Consider the following 22,529-nt stretch of genomic DNA (forward strand, 5'->3'; position numbering starts at 1 on the left):
CAGAAGGGGGACAAAAGTGACAAAAAGACCAACACTCGCTGCGAGTGATTATGTGCATTTGCACAATCACACACACTACAGTGTGCTCGATGGTCTTCAGAAAGTCCCCGAGATGCTCGACCGCATTAAAGAATGTGGTATGGAAGCTGTAGCCATAACTGACCACGGTACTCTTTCGGCAACCGTCGAGTTTGTTAAGAGCGCACAAGAGCGTGGCATTAAGCCAATCGTTGGTATCGAGACCTACGTGGCCGCCCGAACGATTGCCGATAGAGACCCGAGTAAAGACAAAGCCAGATACCATCTGATCCTGCTTGCTATGAACCAGCAAGGCTATCTGAACCTAATGAGACTCAGCACCATCGCCAACCTCGAGGGTATGTACTACAAGCCACGCATCGACCACTTGTTGCTAGAGAGATACAATGAAGGGTTAATCTGCCTCTCAGGCTGTCTGGGTGGAGAGCTCGGTGAACTCTTCTCGCAGGACCAGGACGAAAAAGCCTATGAGATCGCTAAATGGTATAGATCAATCTTTGGCGATCGATACTATTTGGAGATGCAGGATTCAGGCCATCCGAAGCATCCGAAGCACTCCAAAGATCAAGCAAAGCTGAACAAGAAACTTCAGAAACTAGCCAAAGACCTAGATCTCCCACTCGTCGTTACAACCGATGCCCACTACTGTAAACCCGAGGATAAAGAGGCCCATGAAATCTTACTCTGTGTTCAAACGACCGCCAACCTCAACGACAAAGGACGCTTCAGCATGGATGACTACGACCTCTTCGTTGAGAGCTCATCGAACATTATCAACAGATGGGGAGAAGAATACGCCGAAGCCGTCCTGAACACTCGAAAGATTGCGGACCGCTGTTCAGTCGAGTTGAAGTTCGGTGAGACGCTCATTCCTAAGTTTGATGTCCCTGAGGGCTACACGGAAAAACAGTACCTCGACGAGCTAGTCTACCAGGGTTTAGCTGCACGATATGGTAACGTCGAAAGAAACGAGGCAAAACTGCTGACCATCCCCAAAGCAAAGACTACTTTGACCAAGGAAGTACTTGAGAGGGCAGAGTATGAACTTGGTGTCATCGATAGGATGGGCTTTAACGGTTACTTCCTTGTCGTCCAAGACTTCATAAACTGGGGTAAGGACCATGATATCGTCTTTGGTCCTGGTAGAGGCTCGGCAGCTGGCTCACTTGTCTCGTATGCACTACGCATAACTGACCTCGATCCACTAGCATACGGCTTACTTTTTGAGCGCTTCTTAAATCCTGACCGCATTAGTATGCCTGATATTGATATTGATATTCAGGATACTCGTCGTGATGAGGTCATTGCCTACTGTACGGAGAAATACGGTCGTGACAGAGTATCAAACATAGTCACTTTCGGTACAATGGCTGCAAGAGCAGCAATCCGCGACGTTGCTCGGGTCATTGAAGTCTCATACGCCGAGGCAGACCGACTCGCAAAGATGATCCCGCCTCCTGTTCAGGGCCACCACACACCACTAAGTACGCATATCCAGAAAGAGCCCGACCTTAAGGCTGAGTACGAAAACAACCCAACAAGCAAGAAAGTCATCGATCTTGCCATCAAACTAGAAGGCACCATCCGTTCTCGTGGTGTCCACGCTGCTGGAGTTGTGATAGCACCCGACGAACTGGTCAAGTTTATTCCTCTAGAAATGTCACAAAAGGGCGCCGTAGCAACGCAATTCTCGTTCACAATAGTTGAAGAACTAGGCCTTCTTAAGATGGACTTTTTGGGCTTAAGCAACCTTACTATCGTAAAGAATGCCATGCGCATCGTTAAGAAAGTCTACGGCGTTGAGATCGACCTAGAGAAAATGCCGCTCGATGATAAGAAGACGATCGCCTTGTGCGCAGCAGGTGACACTACAGGCATTTTCCAGTTTGAATCAGCTGGTATGAAGCGCTATCTAAAAGAACTCAAGCCGACCGTCTTCGACGATCTAATTGCTATGGGCGCACTCTACCGACCAGGTCCGATGCAGTTTATCCCAGCTTTTATCGATCGAAAGCTCGGGAGGAAGGAGATTGAGTATCTCCACCCGAGAATGGAGGCGGCCCTCAAACCTACATATGGAGTCCTTGTTTACCAGGAACAGGTCATGCAGATAAGTAAGGACCTTTGTGGTTTCACCGGTGGACAGGCCGACACTCTCCGTAAGGCTATCGGTAAGAAGAAGATGGATGTCTTGCAGAAACTGAGAACCGACTTCATTGAAGGTGCCGTCAAGAATAGTGGCGCCGATAGAAAGGACATGGAAGACTTCTGGAAACAACTTGAAGACTTCGCAGCCTACTGTTTCAACAAGTCGCATGCGGCCTGTTATGCAACGATCTCATACTGGACCGCCTATCTTAAAGCAAACTACCCTTCGGCCTTCATGGCTGCCCTGATGACTAGTGACCACGGAGATACTGACCGTCTAGCTATTGAGATCTCCGAGTGCAAGCGGATGGGTATTGAAGTCCTTTCACCTGATGTCAATCAATCTTTTGGTGAATTTGGCGTAGTACCAGATACCCATCAGATCAGATTTGGGATGAACGCTGTTAAGAATGTGGGTAGTGGTGCTGTCGAAGAGATACTGAGAGCTCGCGAGGCCGGTGGAGAGTTCACGTCAATGGAAGACTACATGAGACGTGTGAACGCCCGAGTCGTTAACCGCAAAAACCTTGAGAGCCTGATCAAAGCTGGTGCTTTTGACCGTTTTGCATCTCGTGCTGATCTACTTTACAACCTCGATACCATTCTTGCTTTTGGGAGCAAGCTCCAGAAGGAGGCAGCTAGCGGACAAGTAAACTTGTTCGGGGAGATGCTTGATGATACGACAAGCGCTGCCCTCAAGCTTGAAGAGGCGCCAAAGCAAGCCAGTGAACAGGAGAGGCTACAGTGGGAGCGAGAGCTACTCGGCCTCTACTTATCTAGTCACCCACTTGATCGCTACGATACCTATCTCGATGAACAGTCGTTGCCACTTGACACGCTTAGTAAAGAGATGGACGGGGCCGCCGTTTCTGTCGGTGGTGTCGTTATCGGCATCCGCCAGATCAGCACAAAAAATGGCGACAAGATGGCCTTCGTCAAACTGGAGAATAAGACTGGTGAATTAGAGTTAATAGTCTTCCCCAAGGTCTACGAATCGGTCAAGGAATTACTCAAGCAAGATAAGATCGTTCTAGCCAAAGGCACTCTCACCGCCAGGGATAAAGCCGGAAACCTGGTAGACGAATACAAAGTACTCGTTGACAGCTTGAAGGAGATAGATGGTCAGACGGCCGCTTCTTATGAGCCGACCGGCGTGGCCTATTTATTTGAGCCCTCTAAGCCCAAAAAGTCCAGAGCCAAGTTTCGACGTACCACCACACCAGTTGAGTCAGTTGCCGAATCAGCACCCAGCAGCACTATAACGAGCCGGAGTGAACCGCTCCAGATAAGGCCCCAGAAGCTCTACGTCCACGTCCGAAATCCAGAAGATCACCAATCTCTTCTTGAGTTAAAGCGCTCATTCAACAACTACCCTGGAAAATCTGAAGCCATACTCGTCCTAGGCGAAGATAAGGGCTCGGCCATTAAGCTACCGTTCACGATCGAGCCGAGCACTGATCTACTCAGCGCCATTAAGCAGCTTTACGGCGAAGAATGTATCGCCCTTAAATAGACAGGCTGAGTTGATAGAGGGCTATACCGAGAGCCACACTGACGTTAAATGACTCTTTTGCGCCCTTCATAGGTATCTCGATGAGTGTCGGGCAGTGATCGAGAACGACCTTTGGGATGCCGTTAACCTCTTCTCCGAGGACTAAGGCTACCATTTCGTTACTAGCTGGGTGAAAGGAGCGAATATCCATCGCTCTATTGCTCTGCTCTAATCCAACGACCGTATATCCCTCAGTCTTTAATTTCGAGATCAATTCTAATACGTCCTCGTAGTGGCTAAACGGTACCGAATTTTCAGCTCCGAGGGCCGTTTTATGTATCCTATCCGTCAGTCCTTCGACGATATGTCTGAGACGATCGTCATTATCGACACGAGGGTAGGGAGTGTACCCCGTTAGGTATAGACGGTCTACGCCGAAGCCATCACAAGTACGAAAGAACGAACCGACATTGAGAGTACTCCTGATATTGTGGGCTACAACCACAGTTTTCATTTCAACTACCAGATTTTGGTACGTTTCTCAGCAGGGCGATATAGCCTGTCATTTTCGCTTAGTCTGAACGCATCATAGAAGCCATCTACGTGCGTAACCATACCATTGACCCTAAACCGTGATTCAGGATGCGGATCGCGGAGTGCAAACTCACGGACACGCTCAGGCCGGTTCACGTCGCACTCTGTGGTTGCGTAAGCCACGAAGAAGAGCTGTTCTGCTGTTAGTTTACCTTCACCAACCTGCTGTTGCTTAGGGAGCTTCTTGAAGGTCTCATAGGCGATCTCTAGCCCACCCAGATCAGCGATGCTCTCACCGATAATTAGTTGGCCAATGAGATGAAGCCCGGGCAGAACTTCAAACTGATCAGCCTGATCAATAATGATCTTCGCTCGCTTTGCAAACTCGGCACGATCTTTCTTCGTTTGCCAGATACGCATGTTCCCTACATCATCAAACAAGCATCCTTGGTCGTCAAAACCATGTGTCAGCTCGTGTCCTATGACTGTTCCAATACCGGCCAAGTTGGCGACAATCGGAGCCTTTGGGTCAAAGAACGGCGACTGCAGAATAGCTGCTGGAAAGCAGATAACCAGACGGTTCGGATCGTGGTAGGCGTTGACTGTCTGAGGGTCCATTAACCATTCGTCACGTGATGTCTTTTTGTGAAGCCGGTCGAGATAGTAGTCGTTCTGGAAGCGCTCAATAGCTATAAGGTTACCTATGAGGGATTCCCGGTTAATCTCAAGCTTACTGAAATCACGCCACTTGTCTGGATAGCCGATCAAAACTTTCATGTTAGCCAACTTCTTATAGGCTAGTGGTTTTGTCTTTGGATCCATCCATTTCAGACGTTTCAGACGCTCTTTGTAGGTGGCCCTGATGGTCTCGACCATTTCGAGTATCTGCCTCTTTGACGACTCTGGAAAGTACCTCTTGGCATAGAGCCTACCGACACCTTGTCCGAAGACCGCGTCTATGAGCATGACAGCTCGTTGCCATTTTGGCATGAGCTCACGAGAGCCCGTCAGAGTCTTACCAAAGAATTCAAACCTAAGCTTGGCGAAACTCTCATCTATCTTGCTGTAATAGGTAACGACAAACTTCCATTTGAGGTATGTCTTCCAGGACTCTAATTTACTCTCAATAAATAGTTTATCGACATAGGCCAAGAACTTTGGTTGGTCGACACTAAGATCACGACCAGGTCGCCAACCAAGCGAGCTAGCGTATGCCGGCCAGTTTATGTTTGGGTAACCAGCCTTCAATTTGGTAAAGGTAACTTTGTTATAGTTCTTTTCAACATCTCGCAGTTCCGCACTTGGTAGAGAGTGGCGAGCTAGACTGGTTTCAAAGTCGATGACCTGTTTCGAAAAATTATCTGCGCTCTCGCCAAGCCCCGGTAACCGCTTAAATACTTTGGCAAGATGAGCAGTATAGGCCTTTCGTACTGCCTTCATTTCGGGCTTATCTTCCAAGTAGTAGTCCCGGGACGGTAGCGTCAGGCCCCCTTGACCCAGCCGAAAGAGATAGCGAGTGCTATCCTTATCATCCATATCCGCCATCGCACGCCACGGACCGCTGATACCGATGGCTTGCAGCTCACCAATGACAGTTGCCAGGTCATTCAGGTCTTTAATTTCATCAATACGTTTCAGATAACTATCGACGAGCTTTAAGTGGTCTTTACTGAAGTCGTCGACATGCATAATGGTGTAGTAAAGATCGCGCGCTTGTTGCTCAACGCTGTTTGGCGATAACAGCTTCTTTTCTTGGAGGTCATTGTAGATTGCCCGCATGTCTTGCCACGTCTTGTCGCGGAGGACTAAGAATGTACCCCAACGGCTCTCGGTCGGTGGGATGGGGTTCTCTTTCAGCCATTTACTGTTTACATAGCTATAGAAGTCATCTTGCGGTCTTACGGAGTTACTAAGAGAACCACCGTAATCACGCATACTGTGTAGTTTTGTCATTGGAACCATTGTAGCGCAACTCTTCGTTTTGAAGGCAACTCATCTGCTGACCGACGCTTATGCTTGGTGTACAATATGGGCAATGACCGATGCTAGCAGTCAAATGCGCTTCCGAGAACAAGAAGAGGAAGCTACACAGCAACGGGCTAATATGCTCGGGCTGCTTTACGTTGACTCTCGAAACCTCAATGACATGCCGCTCTTGAAGGGCATCTTGAGCGTTAGGGAGATGTATGACTGGAAGATCGTACCGATGAGAGACCTCGGTGAAGGGAGTCTTTTGACATTCGGTATTACCATTCAGACCTCTCAGCAGGTTCTCCGTGAACTTCGTGAGCGTTTCATCGGCCGCAATGTCGAATACGTCATGATCAGCAATCTCGGCTACAAGGAGCTGATGAGGCGCTTCGACCCGCCAAAAGAGGTCCACTATGATGACGTCACAATCGCCACCGAGGGTGACAGTGCGACACTTGCTGAAGTGTCAAAGACTCTCGACCAAGTGCGCTCAGAGGACATCGTCAACTATCTGATACAGCAGGCAATCCGCCTACACGCCTCCGACATCCATTTGGAATGTAACAGGCATGATGTTCGAATCCGATTTAGGGTTGACGGAGCTCTCCATCAGATCGCCAGTATCGGCAAGGAGAAATATCGAATGCTCCAAAGCTCGATCGCCAGTCGAGCTAACATCTCGATAGACGCTCCCGACGCTCAGACCGGCCATATCTCAGAAGTCGTTCAGGGCCCAGACGGTGGCGAAGAGACTTTGAATATGCGCATCGAGACCGTCCCAACTGTCTATGGACAAGATGCCGTCTTGAGGCTTTTTGAGATCGACGAGACGATGATGGATCTTGATAAGCTGCGCTTCTCGAAGCAAGAACGACAAAACATCGATGACGTCATAGCGCACCCCCATGGACTCGTATTGGTCGTTGGCCCGACTGGTTCCGGTAAATCGACCACGCTCTACTCGATTCTAAACGCTCTTAACACAACTCAGCGGAAGATAATCACCCTTGAGGACCCAGTTGAGTATGCTATCGACGGAGTCAGCCAGATTCCAGTTGCATCGCGAAAAGGGGAGAGCTTTGCAGAGAAGCTGAGAGCCGTCATGCGTCTCGACCCCGACGTTATCATGGTCGGAGAAATTCGTGACGTCGACACCGCACGGACGGCTATCCAAGCTTCAATTACCGGCCACCTTGTCCTTAGCACTTTCCACGCCACCGACGCACCAGCAGCTCTCAGCCGAATGATAGACATGATAGGACCAAACCCAATATTTGCCAGTGCCATCAAGATGATCATTGCCCAGCGCCTAGTGCGAAGGCTCGACGACAAGCTCAAGCAGTCATATACGCCAGACGAGAGAACAGTAGAGTATATCAAGAACGCTCTCAAGGATCTGCCGAAAAATGCTCAGCAACCTGACTACACAAAGCTGACGCTCTATAAACCCGGCAAATCGGAAGAGAACCCATTTGGTTACGCCGGGCGCATGATGATCCTCGAGCAACTACTTGTCGACGAAGCCATTCAAGGCCTAATCAGACAAGACGTACAGCATATCGACAGCACAGTCATTCAAAAGACCGCTATCGCCCAGGGAATGATGACCATCCAGCAGGATGGCATACTCAAAGCCCTCCAAGGCCTCACCACCCTCGAAGAGATCAACCGAGTTATTTAATCACCGAAGCAATCTTGTCAGCCAAGCCTTCAGCAAATATTGAGGGGATGATGGTGTCAGGTGTTGGGTTTGGAATAAACTCTGCGATTGCTTTTGCGGCGGCTACTTTGTGCTGCTCGGTGATGGCTTTGACCTTATGGTCTAGTGCCCCGCGGAAGATTCCGGGAAAGGCGAGCGCGTTATTAACCTGATTCGGAAAGTCGCTTCTGCCGGTAGCAACCACTTTCGCACCGCCCGCACGAGCTTCGTCTGGGTAGATCTCCGGTATAGGGTTGGCCATAGCAACCACCACAGCGTCCTTGTTCATAAGAGCAATGTCCTGACGAGTAAGAAGGTTGCCGACTGAGACACCGACGAAGATATCAGCCCCTTTAAGGGCATCCTGGATAGTTCGGCCGTTATCGGTGCCGTGGGAAAAGCTCGCTAGCAGCTTCTTCTGCGGGTTAAGGTCGTCACGATCAGGACTGACAACACCCTTGCTGTCTACAGCGACAATATTCGGATTGGCGTAATCGTGGAGGAGGCGTGCGACTGCAACACCCGCAGCCCCAGCTCCCATCAGGACTATCTTAGTATCTGACAGGGATTTACCAACCACCTTCATCGCGTTCATTAAGCCCGCCAAGACCACTATGGCTGTTCCATGCTGGTCGTCATGCATAATCGGGATGGTAAGCTCTTTCTTGAGTCTCTCTTCAATCTCAAAACATTTCGGCGCAGCAATGTCTTCGAGGTTGATCCCCCCAAAACTTGGCGCGATAGCTTTAACTGCTGCCACTATCTCATCGGCCGTGTGGACGTCCAGAACGATCGGTACAGCGTCAACACGTCCGAAGTGCTTGAATATCATCGATTTGCCCTCCATGACCGGCATAGCTGCTTCAGGACCAATGTCGCCAAGACCTAGCACTGCCGAGCCATCGGAAACGACCGCAACGAGGTTGTTGGACCACAGGTAATCCTTAGCTTCGTGAGGATGCTCAGCAATATAGGACGAAACCGCTCCGACCCCAGGCGTATAGTAGAGACTCAACTCCTCACGAGTGTTAAGTTCACCCTTCGGCGTTACCGTGAGAACTCCTTTCAACCTTTTATGTAATTCGAGCGATTCTGAGTTTATGTCTTTGGTTGTCATAGTTCTATTATACTGTCCTGTGATCGCTATTTTCATATTGAGTAAGTTGTGCTAAAATAACCTCTGATTTACAGAAGATAAAGACTATAAAGTACCTAAAGGGTTTGTTTATGTCGCACCAGTTAATCCAACAGATAGAGCAGAAGTACCGCAAACCGGCCGTTGTAGACGTACGCACTGGTGACAGCGTTCGTGTCCATCAGAAAATTAAAGAAGGTAACAAAGAGCGTGTCCAGATCTTCGAAGGCCTTGTTATCCGAACTGATCGCAAGAACAGCCTCTCTAATCGCATAGTAGTCCGGCGCATTGCAAGCGGTGTCGGTGTCGAGAAGAGCTTCCTGGCCCACTCGCCACTTGTCTTGAAAGTGGAAGTTACTAAGCGCTCGAAGGTCCGACGCAACTACCTGACATACATGCGCCAGCGTTCTGGTAAGTCTACTCGCCTCAATGCAGTCGACTTCGACAGGCGAGCCGTCAACGAAGTAGCCAACAAAGAAGCAGAAAAAGCGATCGAGCAACTCAAGGAAGAGGCTGCCGAGAAGCATGAGGAAGAGGCTGCCGCCGCTAAAGAGCAGAAGCAGGCCGATGAAAAGGCTTTCGAGAAGGCCGTCAAGGATCGCCAAGAAGGCGTTGAACAACCCGAAAAAGACGAAAAGTAGTCATCTTCGAGCCAGTGCTATACTGAACTCACAATGGTTGTGGGGGTTGACGAAGTCGGACGAGGTAGCTGGGCGGGACCAGTTTGCGTTGCTGCAGTTATTCTTGGCGAGAAGAAGATTGATGGTCTTCGGGACTCAAAACAGCTAAGCTCTCGGGAGCGGACTGAACTTGCTAATCTCATTAAGGAACATGCTCGGTATATGCGAATCGGCTGGGCTTCGTCGATATTCGTTGATAAAAACGGCCTTACTGCAGCGCAGCGTGCGGCAGCGTTCCAGGCACTTTCTGATCTCTGGAGAGTAAGAGATATTGAGATTATCCTAGACGGTAACCACGACTATATCGGAGACCGACGGGTTCGGACCATCATCCACGGCGATCAGACGGAACCTGCGATATCAGCAGCCTCGATCGTAGCTAAGGTCGCTCGAGATAACTTTATGGCTGCTATCCATAACAGCTTCCCCGCCTATGGCTTCAACACAAATGTAGGCTACGGGACGAAAGCACATCGTTTGGCCCTTGCGCAGTATGGAGCCTGCCAGATCCATAGGCAGAGCTACTCTCCTATACAGTTACTAAGTACCTGAAAAGAACCGTGATATGGCCGAGTAGTCTCGAGAACGCCATTGGACTCTCATATCAATGGCTTCGATATTCTGATCTATAGCTCGATTAAGGACCTGGTCCTTTCGCTTTGGCTCGAAAAACTCTTGGAAGTCGGCTAACTCGGTCCGTTTGCTAAATGTCCGGCCAGTATAGCGTGGTAGGTAGGTATACTGCGGGTCGTTGGCGTAGAGCTCAGTCAGCCACTTCCAGTTCTTTTTCAACCACTTCCACATAATCGGACGAGCAACAGGGTTTATGGATAGTTCGGTCAGCCAGTAGATTAGATCCTGAATTCGACCATTGTTACGAATATGGTCGAGCAGCTTTTCTACATTGTCTGGCGATGTAGTCGCACAGAGCCCCATCAGGATGTTCCTGCGTTCTTCAGCAAAGTCTGTCTTAAGATATCTTCGCATCAAGCTATCGAAGTCAGCTTGCATGCCATTTCGGACAATTGACGAGTAGACGACAACGCGCAGATCCGGTGGGACCTCGTTAAACGTTTTTGAGTTCTCAAAAAGCTGTCTAGCCTGCATGACAGCACCCACATCGTCTGCCCCACACGCCAGGCTCAAAACAATCTTTCGCTTCAGCCGGTCGCCTTCAGATTCACCCTCGAAAGAGCGCCAGGTTAACTGCTCGACCTGAAGCCGCACAAACTGTGAGACATAATCATTAAAACCTTCGAGAGTCTCACGATCAGCATCAATGAGGACACGTAGGGCGCCAAACTGTTGCGACAGCACATCCCAGATGTGCACTTCGCCCTCGCTGCTGAAACTATCGATGAGTTTGAGCGCCTCAACTGTCTTAAGATACCCAGCTCGCGCCAGTTCGAAGGTCTCGTTGAGCAAGCCGAGTCGGTCTTTAACTGAGAAGGACGGCCCTAATATCGATGCGTTGAGCCGCTGGCGTAGTTCATCAGAGTAAAGCGTGAAATAGAAGCCAACCTGATCTTTGTTGAGTTTGAGCGGTTCAGGGGAGTGAATGGCTTCGGTCTTGAGTGTTCTTGTCGATAACTGAGATGGCATTTCATATATGTTCGCGAGAAGTGGTATCTGCCAGACAGTGGGATCATCTTGGCGGTGCCTCGGATTGGCGAAAAACCTGTCCTGTCTTAGCAGATAGCCATCGCCCTTTTCCGATACCGTAACGACTGGATAGCCGGGTTGACCTACCCAGTTGGCCATAAAGGCTTTAACGTCTTTTCCGGAGACATCACTGAGGGCGTCCCATAGGTCATCAGTGACAGCGTTTGCGTACTGATGTGCCCGTACGTACCGACGTAAACCATCACGAAATGCCTCTTCACCAACATAGTTGAGTAGCATGGCCAGCGTTGAAGCACCCTTTTCGTAGCTGATCGAGTCGAAGGCTGCTTCAATCTCTTCTGGGTGATTAATGACAAATTGTACGGGGTGCGTGCTGGTGAGCCCATCAAGGCTCTGGACAAGTGAGACTTTCTTGGCCAAGAAATCGAGGCCGATTCCCCATTCTGGATAGAGTTTATCCGCAACGTAGCATTCCATAAACCGGGCGAAGCCCTCGTTGAGCCATAAGTCATTCCACCATTCCATAGTGACAAGGTTGCCAAACCATTGATGAGCCAGCTCATGTATGACCACGATGACGATGTACTGCTTAACACTTATATCCGATTCAGACTCATCGGCCAGCAGATAGCTTTCACGGCCCGTAACACAGCCCCAGTTCTCCATAGCCAAGGCACTAAAGTCGGGTACGGCAACAAAGTCACATTTTGGCAGAGGATAGGGAACACCAAAGAAGTCATTAAGAAAATCCAATGCCTGCACCGCAACATCGACAGCAAACTGCATATGCTTGGCTTGACCCTGAGTGGCGTAGCCACCGATTATCGTACCCCCTTTTGTCTTCGCCCTGATATGCTCAAGTTCGCCGATTACGAAAGCGAGAAGATAGGTGGACATCTTCGGTGTTTTCGCAAACTCCACTGTCTGTCGTGTGTCTTTGTTTGACTGCTTAACCGCTGGCGTGTTCGATACAATATCGACGCCTCGTTCTGCTTCTACGCTTAATTCGAAGGTAGCCTTAGCGGCAGGCTCGTCGATACATGGAAAGACTTCTCTCGCGTAGTGGCTCTCAAATTGAGTCATTAGGAGTTCTTTCTTCTTGCCTTCGAGGTTGTAGTAACTTGCATACAGCCCATGAAGACTGTCTGTTATACGACCAGCGAATACTACCTTAACCTCATGGTCACCTCGGGCCAATGTTTCACTGACCTGTAACGTGAGTTCGTCATCTTTACCAGAAGAGACTTTAGCTGGCATATCGTCGATCGTTGCTTCTGAGATCATCAAGCCTCGAGCATGAAGAATGATCCCGTTAGTGGCGTACGGCAGGTAGCCTTGGACTACGACTGCGCCACTGAATCGACGCGTCTGCCGTCTGACGTCGAGATCAAGTGTATAGTGTGCCGGTTGAAACTGGTCAACCAGTTGTCGTACCTTCTGCATACGTCAAGTGTATCATTCCTTCGTGCTGAACATCTTGCGTGATTAAACAGAATGTTCTACAATGAAATAGTACTTGAGTCCGGCCAAAAGGTCGGCTTTTTTAATGAAAAGGTCAAATAAACGAGAATCCGCATATGGAAGATCTGAATGTCAAACAACTTGTCATGGTCATACGACAGATCGCTGAGGAGAAGAATCTCCCAGAGGATTCTGTCCACTCGATCATTGAGCAGGCCATCGCCGCAGCGTGGCGCCGCGATTATGGTGCAAAAGAGCAGGAAGTCAGAGTTAACCTAAACTCCAATACTGGCGACGTCACCGTCTATGCCACCAAGGAAGTCGTTGAAGAAGTTATCGATAACCAAATGCACATCTCACTCGATGACGCCAAGAAGATCAACAAAGACGCCAAGGTTGGTGAAACCATCGAGGTTGCGTACCATCCTACCAGTTTCGGCCGGGTGGCCGCCCAGACTGCCAAACAGGTCATTCTCCAGCGCCTGCGGGAAGCAGAGCGAGAGGTTGTTCTGGAAGAGTTTGAGGATAAGATTGGCACTGTCTTGGTTGGTACCGTCCAACGAGTTGAACCGCGATTCGTCCGTGTTGAAGTCGGCCGCGCCAGTGGTATTCTACCTCAATCCGAACAGATTACTGGTGAGTACTACGGAGTCGGTTCGCGCATCAAGGTATACCTGAAAGATGTTGAGCGAGGTAACAGGGGGCCGCAGCTGATCTTTAGTCGTGCCAATGAGCCATTTATTGAGTATCTCTTCCGCCAAGAGGTTCCTGAGATGGAAAGCGGAGCAGTTGAGATCAAAGCTATCGCCCGTGAAGCCGGTAAACGCACCAAGGTGGCCGTTCATTCGACAGTGCCTGGTGTTGATCCGGTTGGCACATTCGTCGGTGGGCACGGAACACGAGTCCAGGCCGTCATCAACGAGATTGGCGAGCAAGAGAAGATCGATGTCGTGCCATATAGCGAAGATATTAACCAGTTCATTACCAATGCACTCGCTCCCGCTCGACTTACCTCGATTAAGATTGATGAAGCCAACAAGAAGGCAACCGTCCAGGTTCCGGAAGACCAGCTCTCAATCACGATCGGACGCGGCGGTCAAAACGTTCGCCTTGCCAGCCGGCTGACCGGCTACGAAATCGACATTGTCGGTGAATCTGCAACGACGGCGACTGCCACTAAGAAAGATGATGCACCTCGACCGAAGCGTAAGAACGTCGAAGATTCACTGATCTCTGCCCTCAATGAGGCCTCTGAAGAAGACAAGAAAAAAGAGTAATCCACTCCGTAAAACAACACTTTTCTAGCACTCTTGACTTGCGAGTGCCAATAGCAGTACTATGGTTGTATGACAGTAGCTAAATGCGGGGTACAATAGAAATAGATGGCAGCACAAAACGAACTCGATGAGTTTTATCACCTGCTGACAGACAACGCCCGACTCAGCTTGCGACAGGCAGAGGGCATAGCACATAAACTTGGTTCAGCCTATATTGGGACTGAGCACATTCTCTTGGGAATAATGGCACAGAGCAGCTCAATAGCCGCTAAAATGTTGGCTGTTTCAGGCGCAACATATGACCGTGCAAAACTGGCACTAAACCTAACGCCAAAAGCACTGACTATCGGAGCACCCGGTAGTAGTGCGAAAGGCCTCAGTGAGACTGCTAAGTTGACCCTCCGTCTCAGTGTAGATGTCGCCCAAGAGTTCCATCAGGATATGTGTGGTACCGAGCATATTACCTATACCATACTGACACAGAAGAATGCTCGAGCAACGGTTCTCCTACAAGACATGAATGTTAACGTTGACGCCCTCATTAGCGAACTCGAAGACTATTTGGGTAGACAGCAGTATGAACACGAACAGTCATCAGTCCAACTCGACAAGCGTCGGACCAAAAAGAAGCGCCTACTTGAATACTTCGGCGTCAACATGACCATCTTGGCCCGTGAAGGCAAGCTGGATCCAGTCGTTGGCCGACAAGAACAGATCTCACGTATCGTAACCATCCTTGGTCGCCGGACGAAGAACAATCCAGTCCTAATCGGCGAACCAGGAGTTGGCAAGACAGCCATTGTAGAGGGTCTTGCTCAGAGAATCGCCGATGAAGAGGTACCTGAGCGACTACTCCAGAAACAGGTCATTATGCTCGACCTGGCCTCGATGATAGCCGGCACCAAATACCGCGGCGAGTTCGAGGAGAGGTTGCGACACATCATCGACGAGATTGTAGAGGATGACCGTGTCATAGTCTTTATAGATGAGCTACACCTACTTGTCGGTGCCGGTGCAGCTGAGGGTGCGATTGACGCAGCCAACATCTTTAAACCAGCCCTTGCACGCGGCAAACTCCAGCTCATCGGGGCAACAACTCTCGACGAATATAAGAAGCATATTGAGAAGGACACGGCTTTCGAGCGTCGTCTCCAGCCTATTCAGGTCCCTGAACCGACCATCGAAGAAACTATCGAGATACTCAAAGGCCTTAAGAAGCAGTACGAGATACACCATCACGTCCAGATCAATGACGAGGTGATTAAGACTGCTGCTGAGATGGCTAGTCGTTATATTAGCGATCGATTTATGCCTGACAAGGCTATCGATCTAATCGACGAGGCGGCCTCCAGGGTCAGGATCGAACGTGGACGAAGTTCACCGGAGATCAGCAAGCTGAAGCGTGAACTGACCCACTTGAATGATCTCATGGAAGAGGCCGCTAGTGACGAAAACTACGAGCGAGCCGCACGTTACAAGATGCGCATCAGCCAGATCAAGACACGTCTCACTGAAAAGCGAGCTAGACGGAGTCAGCCCCTCAACATATCTGACGATGACATCGCCAAAACCGTAGCTATCATGACTGGCGTACCTGTTAAGAGGGTCATCCGCTCAGAAGCCCGCGAACTGCTACACCTTGAGGATCGTCTCTCTAAGTCGCTCATTGGCCAGAAGACGGCCGTCTCCTCAGTCGCAAGAGCCATCCGACGGACACGTTCGGGCATTACCCAGAAGAACCGACCGATCGGCTCATTCATCTTCCTCGGCCCGACAGGAGTTGGAAAGACTGAGCTAGCGCGTGTTCTAGCTAGGGAATTCTTTGCTGACGAGACTGCGCTTATCAAGATAGACATGAGCGAGTTTGGCGAAAAGCATACCGCTTCACGGATGATCGGCGCTCCAGCGGGCTACGTTGGTTACGAAGAAGGTGGTGAGCTGACTGAAAGAGTTAGACGCAGACCATACTCTCTCTTGCTCTTTGACGAGATAGAGAAAGCCCACCCAGATATCTTCAACCTGCTCCTTCAAATATTGGAAGACGGTTATCTAACAGACGCAAAAGGTAGGCGTGTCGACTTCAGAAACACCATCGTCATCCTCACGAGCAACATCGGCGCAGAGAAGCTCCAGAAAGAGGCAGCACTTGGCTTCCGATCACGTGCGAGTGATGCCGACCCAACCGTTGTCCTTGGTGAGTACCGCGAGGAACAAGCGCTCAATGAGCTAAAAAATCTGATGAGACCCGAATTACTCAACAGGTTCGATAAGATCGTGGTCTTCGACTCGCTCACTATGAACGACGTAAAAGCCATCTTAGACCTGCAGTTGGGCGATCTCTCTAAGCGTCTTGCAGACAGAGGGATTACGATTAAAGTTCAAACCTCGGCTAAAGAAGCACTCATCGCTAAGGGATACGACCAGGCGAATGGCGTACGCTCGCTGCGCAGGGTCATAGAAGAAGAGCTTGAGGATGTCATCGCCGATGGCATCTTATCCGATGCCTACCAGTTCGGATCAGAGATCAAGATCGCACATCGTAAAGAGGGATTTGTCTTTGACGCCGCAGCCGCGTTAAGATAAGCACAGCATGAAGTGGTTTCAGACACGAACGAGGGTGCTCAGTGCATGCTTAGCAATCCTAGTTGTGCTACTGGCTGGTGTCTACTATTTTCAGAATATCGAAGACTGGTGGTCACTACAGGGCTATACTCCGTCAACGGCCATTAAGACTTTGGCGCAGGATGACACGATGACACCACAGGCGCAGCATCTTTTCTATGTCGCCAATGCCACAGTAGACTCACGGCAGGTCTTTAACGCCCACTGTTCCAACAAAGGCGACAACACGATCGTTCTCGGCTGTTACACAGGTGGCACCAACGGCATCATCTACATCTATGATGTAACCCAGCCGCAGCTCAATGGAATCCAGCAAGTGACTGCGGCTCACGAGATGCTACACGTTGTCTATGCCCGCCTTGGTTCCCAGAAAACGTCAGTTGATAATCTTCTCCGAGCACAGATGAAGGAGACGACCGATCCACGGTTGCTACAGTTAGAGAGTATTTACAGCACCACTGAACCGGGTGAACTCCTTGACGAGATGTTTTCAGTCTTTGGCACACAAGTCGCCACACTCAACCCAGATCTCCAGGCTATCTATAACCAGTACTTTACGAACCGACAGGTACTGGTTAACTATACGGCCGCATATGTCGGACTCTTCCAACAGAACAATGCCGAGATAGTGAGCATCGACAGTCAGCTCAAGACACTCAACACAACTATCCAGAGCGACAATGCCCAACTTACTAGCCAACAACAAGGTATTACTAGTATGGCTCAGACCATGAACGGTCTCAAAAGCTCGGGCCAAGTCGGCCCATACAATCAAGACGTCGGGCCGTATAACCAGAAAGTAGATACCTTTAACTCCCTATTAACCACTGATCAGCAGTTGATCAATCAGTACAACCAGCTCGTTGCCCAGCGTAATCAAATCGCAACAGCCACCAACCAACTCAATAACGACCTGAACAGCCGATTCACAACGCTTTCGGCTCAAGGACAGTAGTTATGGCTAAGATCCCACAGTTTGTCTGCCAAGAATGCGGAGCGCTTCACACCAAGTGGTCGGGTAGATGTGATAAGTGTGGCCAATGGAACTCACTAATCGAAAATACTCAGCTTAGCGAGAAAGAATTGACGGCACAAGGCAGATCTCTAACCACCACTCCAGTCAATAAGGTATCGACTCGGGATAGCCTGCAGAAGCGGATTATCACAGGTTTAAAGGAGATCGATACCGTCTTTGGTGGCGGGTTGGTGCCAGATAGTGTCACGCTACTCGCGGGACAGCCAGGCATAGGTAAATCAACGCTTCTGATGCAAATCGCCGGAGAGTGTGCCAAGAAGCAGAAGGTCCTCTACGTGAGCGGCGAGGAGTCGGTTTCTCAGGTCCACGAGCGTGCCTCGCGGCTTGGTGTGGCATCTTCAAGTAATCTCATGCTGGCAAGTAGCACATCGGCCGACGATATCGCCCACACGATTGCTGATGGGGAGTACGGCGTTGTCATTGTTGACTCCATACAGACCATCTCGCTTGGCTCAGTTGCTTCGAATGCCGGCAGCATAAGCCAGGTGACCAACTGTGCCAGCCTTCTGACTCAGATAGCTAAACGACACCATAGCGCCCTCATTCTGGTCGGGCATGTGACAAAAGAGGGGAGTATAGCGGGTCCGAAAGTCCTTGAACACCTCGTTGATGTGGTCCTGCACCTCGAAGGTGACGTCTACGGTGGTTTTAAGATTTTAAGGGCTGCCAAGAACCGCTACGGTTCTACGCAGGAGACTGCCATTCTCGAGATGGCCGAGGATGGCCTCCGGGCCGTTCTCAATCCCTCTAAAGCACTCCTCGCCGAGAGACAGGTGACCGATGGTTCGGTTGTCTTAGCCACTATCGAGGGAAGCAGGCCGCTTTTAGTCGAGGTTCAGGCATTAATTAACAGATCTAATTTCGGCTACCCGAAGCGGACAGCCTCTGGTTTCGATATGAACCGTTTAACGTTGCTAGTTGCAGTTCTTGAGCGCCGTACGAGCCTCAGCTTGAGCGATATGGATATCTATATCAATATAGTAGGTGGTATGAGGTTAAATGATCCAGCCGCGGATCTGGCCGTCTGTATGGCTATCGCTTCGTCAGCACGCCAGATGAAGCTGCCTGAGTCGTACGTCGTAGCGGGAGAAGTGGGCTTGAGTGGTGAAATACGTCGTGTACCGTTTATTGAAAGTCGTTGCCGTGAGGCGGCCAAGGCGGGCTTTAAAACCCTCATTGGGCCAAACTACGGGTCTAAATACACCCATCTAGCTCCGACCAAGAATCTGAGGGACGCCCTCAATACTTATCTCAAATCAACCAAAAAGGAAATTTAATATGTTACCAATCTTAATCATTGACTCAGTTCTTCTAGTCCTCGTGCTTGTCAGACTTCTAATGATGGAGAAACCTGGCTCGTCTGGCCCTAAGACGATTGGCCTAAGAAAGCGTGAGGTCATCATCGACTCTTGCGGCCTTATAGATGGCCGGATAGTCGATCTAGCCCGCGCGGGCTTCGTGCCAGACAGGCTAATCATTCCAAGCACTGTTATTGACGAGCTTCAATTGCTTGCCGATCACGGAGATTCACATAAGCGCGAACGAGCCCGCTATGGTCTTGATGTGGCCAAGCAACTTCAAGAGATCTCAGGCGCTACCATACTCAAAGATGGTGGCTCACTTCAGGCTGGACCGGTTGACGCCCAACTCGTCGCTCTCGCCAAAAAACGAGGCGCCCAGCTCTACACGACTGACTTCAACTTGAACAAGGTTGCAAGTTTGGATAACGTCACCGTTCTCAATATCAACGAGCTTGCCCAATACTTACGACCACCCATCTTGCCGGGTGAGACTGCCAAGTTAAAGATCGTCGAAAAGGGTCAGGAGAAAGGTCAAGGGGTCGGTTATCTAGACGATGGCACTATGGTTGTCGTCGAGAAAGCCGCCAACAAGACGGGCAGGCAGGTGTCGGTCCAGTTTAGTCGGATGCTCCAGACCCAAGCAGGCCGGATGATGTTTGCCTATCTGCAACCAAACGATCAGCAAAAGAACTAGTATCTAGTGGCCGTGGCCGCCACCCTGACCACCGCCACCACCTTGGCCGTTGATGACATTGACAGTCTGTTGGCTGGTAGCCTGGTAGAGGCCAGTATCGGTAACTGAGACAGAGATCGTAGCAGTTGAACCAGGATTAGTAAACGCGTAGCTGATTGTCTCCTGACCACCCGATGAGATGTTCTGAGTGGCTACAGTCTGACCGTTAACCTGAACCTGGAAAGATTGTAGCGGGAATGTACCTTGGGTTATGACAAACGAGATTGTGCCCGCAGACGTGTCTGCCGTTGGGGTACTAACTTGTGGAAGCGTATCACTACAGTTGTGGACGTTATCCGAATCATTGATGTCGTAACCAGCTGGGACACCATTGTAGACTGTCTGGTGTGTAATCGGGTCGGTTACTTCGTAGACGGTGATCTGCTGCTGGGCAAGTGGTGGCGTACAACTGGTTGCTTTGCGCTTGGAGACCTCATCCATGGTGATGGTCGTCGGAGACCCATTGGTGGCGCTTTGAATCTGGCCCCACCAAGAAGGAACGAGATCATAGTTGCCATCAACAGTTGTTGAATGGATACCTGATGGTGCTGTAAACCAGTCATTAGCCCCTTTCCAGCCGTAACCATACATAAATGGCTCACTTTGCTGGAAGAAGTCACCGAAGAATGGACCAGTCTGAAGGTGAGTGACGGCACCTTGACCGGTATATGGATCTACCATTGGGGTACCGTTTGCATTACCAACCCAGACACCAAGAGTCATGACCGTGCTATAACCCATCATCCAACCGTCTTTATCATCGTCTGTCGTACCTGTTTTAACGGCAATCTTTATGCCTGGCGGATTGAAACCGACCTGGCCATCAGTCAGCGAACGATTCGGTATAGGCGACCCGAAGGTTGGTTCACGAGCTTTCGCGTCGTTCAAGATGTTAGTTAATTCATATTCAATCTGGTTACTGATAACCTGAGTGCCAGTTGGCTGCTTCCATTGATAGATCGGGTCGCCATTCGAGCCTTTAATCTCGATAAGGTAGTCCTGCGGGATGTAAAGGCCCTGCCTGGCGAGTGTAGCATAGGCGTTGGTGTGTTGGACCAGTTCGAGCGGGTAGCCGCCGATGGCCGCTGAGAGACCGCAGTAGCTATCACAGAAGGCAAGGTCACCCATCTGATGAGCTAAGGTTGCGACATTGGACATTCCAGAGATGTAGGCCGCTTTTACAGCCGGGATGTTACGAGATTCGTCGAGAGCACTACGTATGTCGATGTTACCACGATATCTGTCATCGAAGTCTTTCGGCGAGTACCCAGCAATGTTGATCGGTTCGTCAGAGAGAACACTGCCCGGCGCATAGTTGGTGCCAGGACGCTGTTTAAAGAGCTGGCCGTAGTCGAAGATCTTAACACTCGAACCCGGCTCCAGCATGGCCGTTGCAGCGTCAAAGGCGCCATAACCTGGATAGTTGTAGTCACGACTACCTTCGTAGGCAAGTACCTGCCCAGTCTGGTTGTCTTCTGCCACCATAGCCATGTTATTACCACCTTGAGCCTCATCATAATGGATGTCTTGGGCCATCAATTTATCTGCGAGGTTCTGCATACTGACGTCGAGCGTAGTAATGACCTTTAGCCCACCTTGGGTGACTAGCTTAGTGCCATACTGCTGCTCAAGCTGATGTTGAACATTAAAGACAAAGGCCGGCGCAATGATATTTTGGGTATTGGTTGTCGGAGGTAGAACTTCGGCGACAACATTGACCTGAGCTGCGGCTTTCTCCTGAGCCCAAGTAATGTAGCCCTGTTGAGCCATCTTTTGGAGAGTGGTCTGTTCTCTCGAAACAAGCCCTTCCTTGTCAAAGTACTGGCTCTGAGGATCAAAGGCTGTCGGTAGCTGGGGGATAGAGGCTAGCATTGCGGCTTGTGCAAGACTGAGATGATCAGCAGTAGTGCCAAAGTAGGCCTGGGCAGCAGCCTGAACGCCGACGCGATCACCACCATACGGTGCCTCGTTAAGATACATCGTTAGGATCTGATCTTTCGAGTAGAGACGACTGGCTTCCTCGGCTAGGATAATCTCCTTAATCTTATAAGTGATAGTGGCGTTGTCTGTCAGAAAGACGTTCTTAACAAGCTGTTCAGTGATGGTTGAGCCACCCCCGCTACCTCCAACCAAGTGGGCCAGAACGGCTCGAATAAGACCAGGGATACTGATGGCACCTTCTTTGTAGAAGTTCTTATCTTCAATAGAGACCGTCGCTTCCTTCATGTAGGGGGTAATCTGATTGGAAGCCACTATCGTCTTATCGACACTGGCGTTATCACTATATAAAAGAACTTTGCCGCTTCTGTCCCAGTACGTAGTGGCTGAGTTGTTGACGAGATTAGAGAGATCGTTTGGGTTCAGCTGATCGAGGTCTTTGCGGTAGACGGCAAAGAGGCTGATGATCAGAACCGTCAGGAGAATGAAGCCAATACCGCAGAGCTTGAGGAACATAATAGCGCCCTGCCGACTAAACCAGTAGTGATACAAACGCTTTGGATGAAGCCTATAGATGAACCGCATAACGGGGTTCTTCGGTAGGCTTGCCAGATACTCTGCTTTGCGTCTCGAACGGACATCTCGGTTCGAGAGATTCGAATAGACCCGCACGCCGTTCGTCTTACGATTACGGGGTCTAAAGTACTGCCAATGACGTGACGCTTTTTGCAGAAAAGGCCAGTGTTTTGGTACCGGTTTCTTCATGCTGATCTATGCTTGCTCCAACATTGCTGGCAATGATTATGCTACACATTATAGCAACCGCTCATGCACGAAGCT

At 50.0% G+C, this 22,529-nt stretch carries 13 protein-coding genes and 1 pseudogene; 9 read left to right on the forward strand and 5 right to left on the reverse strand.

Annotation, left to right across the window (positions count from 1 at the left end; translation table 11 throughout):
• Positions 1–52 precede the first annotated feature (52 nt).
• Entirely contained in the window at positions 53–3,700 is a 3,648-nt protein-coding gene (locus VGS28_02660; protein ID HEV2412687.1) for a DNA polymerase III subunit alpha, read from the forward strand.
• On the opposite strand, the gene VGS28_02665 is transcribed toward VGS28_02660, so the two are convergent.
• Together VGS28_02665 and VGS28_02670 are read right to left on the reverse strand one after the other, a co-directional pair.
• Positions 3,693–4,193 carry a TrmH family RNA methyltransferase gene (locus VGS28_02665; GenBank protein HEV2412688.1) on the reverse strand — a complete coding sequence of 167 codons (501 nt, stop codon included), beginning with the start codon at positions 4,191–4,193 and terminating at the stop codon, positions 3,693–3,695. The genes VGS28_02660 and VGS28_02665 overlap by 8 nt on opposite strands.
• 5 nt (positions 4,194–4,198) lie before the next feature.
• Positions 4,199–6,166 carry a M13 family metallopeptidase gene (locus tag VGS28_02670; GenBank protein HEV2412689.1) on the reverse strand — a complete coding sequence of 656 codons (1,968 nt, stop codon included), beginning with the start codon at positions 6,164–6,166 and terminating at the stop codon, positions 4,199–4,201.
• An 82-nt stretch (positions 6,167–6,248) separates the two neighbouring features.
• Here VGS28_02670 and VGS28_02675 point away from each other — a divergent pair, with 82 nt between their 5' ends.
• Positions 6,249–7,865, forward strand: coding sequence for a GspE/PulE family protein (locus tag VGS28_02675; GenBank protein ID HEV2412690.1), 1,617 nt, complete (start codon positions 6,249–6,251; stop codon positions 7,863–7,865).
• Here the strand turns inward: VGS28_02675 and VGS28_02680 are convergent.
• Positions 7,858–9,000 (reverse strand): NADP-dependent malic enzyme, encoded by a 1,143-nt coding sequence (locus VGS28_02680; protein ID HEV2412691.1) that lies wholly within the window; start codon positions 8,998–9,000, stop codon positions 7,858–7,860. The genes VGS28_02675 and VGS28_02680 overlap by 8 nt on opposite strands.
• A 110-nt stretch (positions 9,001–9,110) precedes the next feature.
• On the opposite strand from VGS28_02680, the pseudogene rplS reads away from it, so the two are divergent.
• Both rplS and VGS28_02690 read left to right on the forward strand, forming a co-directional pair.
• Positions 9,111–9,446 (forward strand): annotated as a pseudogene (gene rplS, locus VGS28_02685) (50S ribosomal protein L19).
• Positions 9,447–9,692: 246 nt separating this feature from the next.
• Positions 9,693–10,250, forward strand: coding sequence for a ribonuclease HII (locus tag VGS28_02690; GenBank protein HEV2412692.1), 558 nt, complete (start codon positions 9,693–9,695; stop codon positions 10,248–10,250).
• On the opposite strand, the gene VGS28_02695 is transcribed toward VGS28_02690, so the two are convergent.
• On the reverse strand, positions 10,239–12,764 hold the full coding sequence (locus tag VGS28_02695) for a M1 family metallopeptidase (protein ID HEV2412693.1): 2,526 nt from the start codon (positions 12,762–12,764) through the stop codon (positions 10,239–10,241). The two genes, VGS28_02690 and VGS28_02695, sit on opposite strands and share 12 nt — an antisense overlap.
• Before the next feature lie 134 nt (positions 12,765–12,898).
• Between VGS28_02695 and nusA the strand changes: the two genes are divergently transcribed.
• From nusA to VGS28_02720, 5 genes are all read left to right on the forward strand, one after another.
• Positions 12,899–14,059 (forward strand): transcription termination factor NusA, encoded by a 1,161-nt coding sequence (gene nusA, locus VGS28_02700; protein ID HEV2412694.1) that lies wholly within the window; start codon positions 12,899–12,901, stop codon positions 14,057–14,059.
• Positions 14,060–14,164: 105 nt separating this feature from the next.
• The gene (locus VGS28_02705; protein HEV2412695.1) at positions 14,165–16,642 is read left to right on the forward strand and encodes an ATP-dependent Clp protease ATP-binding subunit; all 2,478 of its coding nucleotides are present in this window, start codon (positions 14,165–14,167) and stop codon (positions 16,640–16,642) included.
• Between the two features lie 7 nt (positions 16,643–16,649).
• Positions 16,650–17,636 (forward strand): hypothetical protein, encoded by a 987-nt coding sequence (locus tag VGS28_02710; GenBank protein ID HEV2412696.1) that lies wholly within the window; start codon positions 16,650–16,652, stop codon positions 17,634–17,636.
• A 2-nt stretch (positions 17,637–17,638) separates the two neighbouring features.
• The gene (radA, locus tag VGS28_02715; protein HEV2412697.1) at positions 17,639–18,994 is read left to right on the forward strand and encodes a DNA repair protein RadA; all 1,356 of its coding nucleotides are present in this window, start codon (positions 17,639–17,641) and stop codon (positions 18,992–18,994) included.
• A gap of 1 nt (position 18,995) precedes the next feature.
• A complete protein-coding gene (locus VGS28_02720) occupies positions 18,996–19,712 on the forward strand; it encodes a hypothetical protein (protein HEV2412698.1) in 717 nt (238 codons plus the stop codon).
• Between the two features lie 3 nt (positions 19,713–19,715).
• On the opposite strand, the gene VGS28_02725 is transcribed toward VGS28_02720, so the two are convergent.
• Positions 19,716–22,454 (reverse strand): transglycosylase domain-containing protein, encoded by a 2,739-nt coding sequence (locus tag VGS28_02725; GenBank protein ID HEV2412699.1) that lies wholly within the window; start codon positions 22,452–22,454, stop codon positions 19,716–19,718.
• Positions 22,455–22,529: the final 75 nt, after the last annotated feature.

The sequence above is a fragment of the Candidatus Saccharimonadales bacterium genome (assembly GCA_035945435.1).
GTDB lineage: Bacteria > Patescibacteriota > Saccharimonadia > Saccharimonadales > DASZAF01 > DASZAF01.